Here is a 6,199-nt window from a genome sequence, read left to right on the forward strand (position 1 = left end):
ACCTATCGCTAGGATACAACGCGGATGCCGGATCTCTGGGTTCTGGCCGCCGTCATTGTCCCTACCATTGCCGTGGCCTTTTTCGTGCGCTCGATGACAGGAAAGTTCGATGCGGTCTTGCTGGTGCTCAGCGGCGTCGCTTCGCTTGTCCTGGCAATTGTCGCAACTGGTTCCGCACAGGTTGATCAAACCGGTGGCATGATGAGCCTCGAAATGAGTAAAAGCAGCTTTCATTTCGGGGTCTTGCCACCTGTGTTTATCGTCGCCACGCTGACCGTCATGCGCGGCCTGTTCAAATTCATTCAGGAGTGAGCGATGCCCATCAACATCACCATGCCGGCGCTCTCGCCAACGATGGAAGAAGGCAATCTCGCCAAGTGGCTGGTCAAGGAAGGCGATAAGGTCTCGCCGGGCGACGTGATCGCCGAGATCGAGACCGACAAGGCGACGATGGAAGTCGAGGCCGTCGATGAAGGCACCGTCGCCAAGCTGGTCGTTCCGGCCGGCACCGAAGGCGTCAAGGTCAATGCGCTGATCGCCATTCTTGCCGGCGAAGGCGAGGATGCCGGCGCCGCGGCGAAGGGCGATGGCGGTGCCGCGCCCAAAGCCGAGGCTCCGAAAGCCGAGGCCCCGAAGGCGGAAGCGCCGAAGCCGGCAGCCGCCGTGGCGCCCGCGCCGGCCAAGGCAGAGCCCGCTCCGGTTGCTAATGGCCACGCTGGCGGCGAGCGCACCTTCGCGTCACCGCTTGCCCGACGCATCGCCAAGGATGCCGGCGTCGATGTGGCTAATGTCACCGGCACGGGCCCGCATGGCCGCGTCGTCAAGGCCGATGTCGAGGCAGCGATTGCCGGCGGCGGCGCGAAAGCAGCGCCAGCCGCCAAGGCGCCTGCCGGTGCTCCGGCGGCAGCTCCGGCTGCAGCGCCGAAGCCAATGTCGGACGACCAGGTGCTGAAGCTGTTCGCCGAAGGCTCCTACGAACTCGTCCCGCACGACAACATGCGCAAGACCATCGCGCGCCGCCTGGTCGAGGCCAAGAGCACCATCCCGCATTTCTACCTGACGCTGGATTGCGAACTCGACGCGCTGCTTTCGCTGCGCACACAGCTCAACGCCGCCGCGCCGGTGAAGAAGACCGAAAAGGGCGAGGTTCCCGCCTACAAGCTCTCGGTCAACGACATGGTGATCAAGGCGATGGCGATGGCGCTGATGGCGGTGCCGGACGCCAATGCCTCGTGGACTGACAGCGCCATGGTCAAGCACAAGCACGCCGATGTCGGCGTCGCGGTCTCGATCCCGGGCGGCCTCATCACGCCGATCATCCGCCATGCCGACGAAAAGACGCTGTCGGTCATCTCAAATGAAATGAAGGATCTGGCCAGCCGCGCCCGCAGCCGCAAGCTGAAGCCGGAGGAATATCAGGGCGGCACCACGGCGGTCTCCAATCTCGGCATGTTCGGCATCAAGGATTTTGCCGCCGTCATCAACCCGCCGCACGCCACGATCCTGGCGGTCGGCGCCGGCGAGCAGCGTGCAGTGGTCAAGAACGGCGAGATCACGATAGCCAACGTCATGTCGGTGACGCTGTCGACCGATCACCGCGCCGTCGACGGCGCGCTCGGCGCCGAACTGCTCGGCGCCTTCAAGCGCATGATCGAAAACCCGATGGGCATGCTGGTGTAAGAAGGGAAAGGCGGTGCGGAAATTCTTCACCAGCCTTTTTGCCTTCATCCTCTCCAGTTCGGCCGGCACGCTGGTGGCGCAGCAGCTGGCCGTCCTGACCGGCGCGGAAGAGGAATACACACTGGTTTTCGCGGCGACTGCCCTGATCATTGTCGTCGTGACGATCCTCTTCTTCGCCGTGCAGTTCTTCGCCGACCCGGTTCGTGCCGTCGACCGGACATTGTGGTGGCTACTGGTGTTTTTCGGTCTCGCGCTGCTTGCGCTGGTGGGATGGACCTTTTCAGTGCCGGCCGAGAATCGGGCGACCGCGAGCGACCTTTCGATGATCGCCGGGATGATCCTTCCCGGTGTCGCGACGATCATCGTGCATTGGCTGTTCGTACGCTGGCGGCTCAAGCGCTCGGCGGCAGGGTTCGGCAGGGATGGGGCAAGCGCATGAAGACAATTCTCTGCTATGGCGATTCGCTGACCTGGGGTTATGACGCCGCCAGCCTCGGCCGCCATGCGCCGGAAGACCGCTGGCCGAGCGTGCTCAAGGCAACGCTCGGTGACGGCGTCGAGGTTATCGCCGAAGGCCTGAACGGCCGCACCACCGCTTTCGACGATCATCTCGCCGGCGCCGACCGCAACGGCGCGAAGGTGCTGCCGACGATCCTGATGAGTCACGCGCCGCTCGACCTGATCGTCATCATGCTCGGCGCCAACGACATGAAGCCGTGGATCCACGGCAATCCGGTCGCCGCCAAGCAGGGCATGCAGCGCCTGATCGACATCGTGCGCGGCCACGACTATCCGTTCGAATGGCTGGCGCCGCAAATCCTGCTCGTCGCGCCGCCCGCCGTCACGCGCACCGATAACGCCGAATTCAAAGAGATGTTCGCCGGCGGCGACGAAGCCTCGAAGCGGCTGGCGCCGCAATATTCGGCACTCGCCGACGAAGCAGGCTGCGGCTTCTTCGACGCCGGCTCCGTCGCTGTCACCACGCCGCTCGACGGTGTCCATCTCGATGCCGAAAACACGCGAAACATCGGCAAGGCGCTGGCACCGCTGGTGCGCGTGATGCTGGAACTCTAGAAAACCAGGGAGAAACCCGTGGCTGAATCCTACGACGTCATCATCATCGGCTCCGGCCCCGGCGGCTATGTCACCGCGGTGCGCTCCGCCCAGCTCGGCTTCAAGACCGCGATCGTCGAGCGCGAGCATCTCGGCGGCATCTGCCTGAACTGGGGCTGCATTCCAACCAAGGCTCTGCTGCGTTCGGCCGAGATCATGCACTATTCCGATCACCTCAAGGATTACGGGCTGAAGCTCGATGGTGGCAAGGTCAGCGCCGACACGGCGGCCGTGGTCGACCGTTCGCGCAAGGTGTCGCTGAGGCTGAACGGCGGCGTCGCCTTCCTGATGAAGAAGAACAAGGTCGATGTCATCTGGGGAGAGGCCAAACTTTCGAAGCCGGGCGAGATCGTTGTCTCCAAGACCGCCAAGAAGCCGATGGAGCCGCAGCCGCCGGTGCCGAAAGGCGTCAAGGGCGAGGGCACCTACACCGCCAAGCATATCATCCTCGCGACCGGCGCCCGGCCGCGCGCGCTGCCCGGCATCGAGCCGGACGGCAAGCTGATCTGGACCTATTTCGAGGCGATGGTGCCGAAGGAGATGCCGAAGTCGCTGCTGGTCATGGGCTCGGGCGCGATCGGCATCGAGTTCGCTTCCTTCTACCGCACCATGGGCGCCGAGGTGACGGTGGTCGAGCTGCTGCCGGCGGTGATGCCGGTCGAGGATGCCGAGGTCTCGAAATTCGCGCAGAAGCAGTTCGAGAAGCAAGGCATGAAGATCATCCTCGAGGCCAAGGTGACCAAGGTCGAGAAGGGCGCCAACTCGGTGACGGCGCATGTCGAGATGAAGGACGGCAAGGTCGAGAAGATCACCGCCGACCGCATGATCTCGGCCGTCGGCGTGCAGGGCAACATCGAGGGCCTCGGCCTGGAGGCACTTGGCGTCAAGACGGACCGCGGCTGCGTCGTCGTCGACGGTTACGGCAAGACCAATGTGCCCGGCATCTACGCCATCGGCGATGTCGCCGGCCCGCCGATGCTCGCCCACAAGGCCGAGCATGAAGGCGTGGTCTGCATCGAGAAGATCGCCAATGTCCCTGGCGTTCATGCCACCGACAAGCAGAAAATCCCCGGCTGCACCTATTGCAACCCGCAAGTCGCCTCGGTTGGCCTGACCGAAGCCAGGGCCAAGGCCGAGGGCAGGGACATCCGCGTCGGCCGTTTCCAGTTCGGCGCCAACGGCAAGGCGATCGCGCTCGGTGAGGACCAGGGCTTTATCAAGACCATCCTCGACAAGAAGACCGGCCAGTTGCTCGGCGCGCACATGGTCGGCGCGGAAGTGACCGAGCTGATTCAGGGCTTCGTCGTGGCGATGAACCTCGAAACCACCGAGGAAGAGCTGATGCACACCATCTTCCCGCACCCGACCCTGTCGGAGATGATGAAGGAAAGCGTGCTCGACGCCTATGGCAGGGCGCTCAACGCATGATAGATTTACCATGCGAGACTCACCTGCGAAAATCTGGGAGCCTCGGCGGCAAGGCAGTTCGTTTCCGGATGCATTTTCACCCGTCACAGGAGGAGTGGGCATATGGACGTGAATGGCGTGGGCTGGCTGGCGGCCATCATCATCGGCGGTTTGGCGGGCTGAGCTCGCCGAGATGGTGATGAAGACCAACACCGGCATCTTCATGAACATCATCTTGGGCATCGTCGGCGCGGTCGTGCTGAATGCAATCCTGCAAGCTCTCAATTTCCAGTCTTTCGGCGTTGGCTGGTTCGCCTATCTGATCACGGGCTTCATTGGCGCCTGCCTGCTGATCTTTGTAGGACGGCTGGTGCGCCGTTAGCCGGCATCGATACCGCTATGCGAAAAAGGCCGTGGCGGCATGCGCCGGCGTGGCCTTTTTCTTTGCGCCGAAAAGTCCTAAGTGACGTTGGAATGCGGGCGCCGGACAGGCGATCGCTCAGGAACCGGGTTTGAGATGGTCACTGTCCTCGACACGATCGCCAATGCGCCGCGCGTGCGGCACCCCGAAAAGGCGCACAAGCCGGACCAGGAGGTGCTGCGCAAGCCCGACTGGATCCGCGTCAAGGCGCCGGTCACGAAGGGCTACGCCGAAACGCGCGAAATCGTGAAGTCGCACAAGCTGGTCACGGTGTGCGAGGAAGCCGGCTGCCCGAACATCGGCGAGTGCTGGGACAAGAAGCACGCCACCTTCATGATCATGGGCGAAATCTGCACGCGCGCCTGCGCCTTCTGCAACGTCGCCACCGGCATCCCGACCGCGCTCGATCCCGATGAGCCGGCGCGCGTCGCGCATGCCGTCAAGCAGATGGGGCTGAGCCACGTCGTCATCACCTCGGTCGACCGCGACGACCTTGCCGATGGTGGCGCGCAGCATTTCGCCGAGGTCATCCGCGCCATCCGCGCGGCGGCGCCCTCGACCACGATCGAGATCCTGACGCCGGACTTCCTGCGCAAGGACGGCGCGCTGGAGATCGTCGTGGCGGCGAAGCCCGACGTCTTCAACCACAACCTCGAGACCGTGCCGTCCAACTACCTGACCGTGCGGCCGGGCGCCCGCTATTTCCATTCGATCCGGCTGCTGCAGCGGGTCAAGGAGCTCGACCCGTCGATCTTCACCAAGTCCGGCATCATGGTGGGCTTGGGTGAGGAGCGGAACGAGATCCTGCAGCTGATGGACGATCTGCGCTCGGCCAATGTCGACTTCATGACCATCGGCCAGTATCTGCAGCCGTCGAAGAAGCACCATCCGGTGATCCGCTTCGTCACCCCGGAGGAGTTCAAGTCCTTCGAGACGATCGGCAAGACCAAGGGTTTCCTTCTCATGGCGTCGAGCCCGCTGACGCGCTCCTCGCATCATGCCGGCGAGGATTTCGCCAGGCTGCGCGCGGCGCGGGAAGCGCAGCTCAAAAAGACCAGCTGATCCCCGAATGCCGAAATTCGAAGCCATCCGTCGCGTCGCCCATACGCCGCAGGAGATGTTCGCGCTGGTCGCGGACGTCGAGGCCTATCCGCAATTCCTGCCGCTGTGCGAAGCGCTCAGCGTGCGCTCGCGCAAGGAGCGCGACGGCCGCACCATCCTCCTTGCCGACATGAGCATCGGTTACAAGGCGATCCGCGAGACCTTTACCACGCAGGTGCTGCTGAAGCCCGACGAGAAGGCCATCGATGTCAAATACATCGACGGCCCTTTCAAATATCTCAGCAATATCTGGCGCTTCGACCCGGCCGATAGCGGCTGCGAGGTGCACTTCTTCATCGACTACGAGTTCAAGAGCCGCATTCTCGGCGCGTTGATGGGCACGATGTTCGATCGCGCCTTCCGCATGTTTGCCGAGGCCTTCGAGAAGCGCGCCAACCAGATCTACGGCGCAAGAACGGCCTGAGTTCGGAGTTTAGCCCAGCGCGCGCAGGCCGAGTTCCAGCGCGTGCCGCACGG

The 6,199-nt window shown here is 63.6% G+C and carries 7 protein-coding genes and 1 pseudogene; all 8 read left to right on the top strand.

Annotated elements, in window-relative coordinates; translation table 11 throughout:
- Nucleotides 1-24: 24 nt before the first annotated feature.
- The 8 genes and pseudogenes from EOA33_RS20590 (at nucleotide 25) to EOA33_RS20625 (ending at nucleotide 6,146) form a co-directional block, all read left to right on the top strand.
- Nucleotides 25-312, top strand: coding sequence for a hypothetical protein (locus tag EOA33_RS20590; RefSeq protein ID WP_127406439.1), 288 nt, complete (start codon nucleotides 25-27; stop codon nucleotides 310-312).
- A gap of 3 nt (nucleotides 313-315) precedes the next feature.
- On the top strand, nucleotides 316-1,680 hold the full coding sequence (locus EOA33_RS20595; RefSeq protein WP_127406440.1) for a pyruvate dehydrogenase complex dihydrolipoamide acetyltransferase: 1,365 nt from the start codon (nucleotides 316-318) through the stop codon (nucleotides 1,678-1,680).
- A gap of 13 nt (nucleotides 1,681-1,693) precedes the next feature.
- Nucleotides 1,694-2,119, top strand: coding sequence for a hypothetical protein (locus tag EOA33_RS20600; protein WP_127406441.1), 426 nt, complete (start codon nucleotides 1,694-1,696; stop codon nucleotides 2,117-2,119).
- Nucleotides 2,116-2,754: an SGNH/GDSL hydrolase family protein gene (locus EOA33_RS20605; protein ID WP_127406442.1), complete on the top strand. Its 639-nt coding sequence runs from the start codon at nucleotides 2,116-2,118 to the stop codon at nucleotides 2,752-2,754. Before EOA33_RS20600 ends, EOA33_RS20605 begins: the two co-directional genes overlap by 4 nt.
- A gap of 18 nt (nucleotides 2,755-2,772) precedes the next feature.
- A complete protein-coding gene (lpdA, locus tag EOA33_RS20610; protein ID WP_127406443.1) occupies nucleotides 2,773-4,221 on the top strand; it encodes a dihydrolipoyl dehydrogenase in 1,449 nt (482 codons plus the stop codon).
- 102 nt (nucleotides 4,222-4,323) lie between these two features.
- Nucleotides 4,324-4,582 (top strand): annotated as a pseudogene (locus EOA33_RS20615) (GlsB/YeaQ/YmgE family stress response membrane protein).
- A 135-nt stretch (nucleotides 4,583-4,717) separates the two neighbouring features.
- Complete coding sequence (gene lipA / locus EOA33_RS20620; RefSeq protein WP_127406444.1) at nucleotides 4,718-5,683, top strand: lipoyl synthase; 966 nt, start codon at nucleotides 4,718-4,720, stop codon at nucleotides 5,681-5,683.
- Nucleotides 5,684-5,690: 7 nt separating this feature from the next.
- Entirely contained in the window at nucleotides 5,691-6,146 is a 456-nt protein-coding gene (locus tag EOA33_RS20625; RefSeq protein ID WP_126054619.1) for a type II toxin-antitoxin system RatA family toxin, read from the top strand.
- Nucleotides 6,147-6,199: the final 53 nt, after the last annotated feature.

This window comes from Mesorhizobium sp. M4A.F.Ca.ET.050.02.1.1 (genome assembly GCF_003997725.1).
Classification (GTDB): domain Bacteria; phylum Pseudomonadota; class Alphaproteobacteria; order Rhizobiales; family Rhizobiaceae; genus Mesorhizobium.

Coding starts and splice junctions, on each gene's coding strand:
- EOA33_RS20590 (WP_127406439.1), top strand. CDS start 25: ATGCCGGATCTCTGGGTTCTGGCCGCCGTCATTGTCCCTACCATTGCC.
- EOA33_RS20595 (WP_127406440.1), top strand. CDS start 316: ATGCCCATCAACATCACCATGCCGGCGCTCTCGCCAACGATGGAAGAA.
- EOA33_RS20605 (WP_127406442.1), top strand. CDS start 2,116: ATGAAGACAATTCTCTGCTATGGCGATTCGCTGACCTGGGGTTATGAC.
- lipA (WP_127406444.1), top strand. CDS start 4,718: ATGGTCACTGTCCTCGACACGATCGCCAATGCGCCGCGCGTGCGGCAC.
- EOA33_RS20625 (WP_126054619.1), top strand. CDS start 5,691: ATGCCGAAATTCGAAGCCATCCGTCGCGTCGCCCATACGCCGCAGGAG.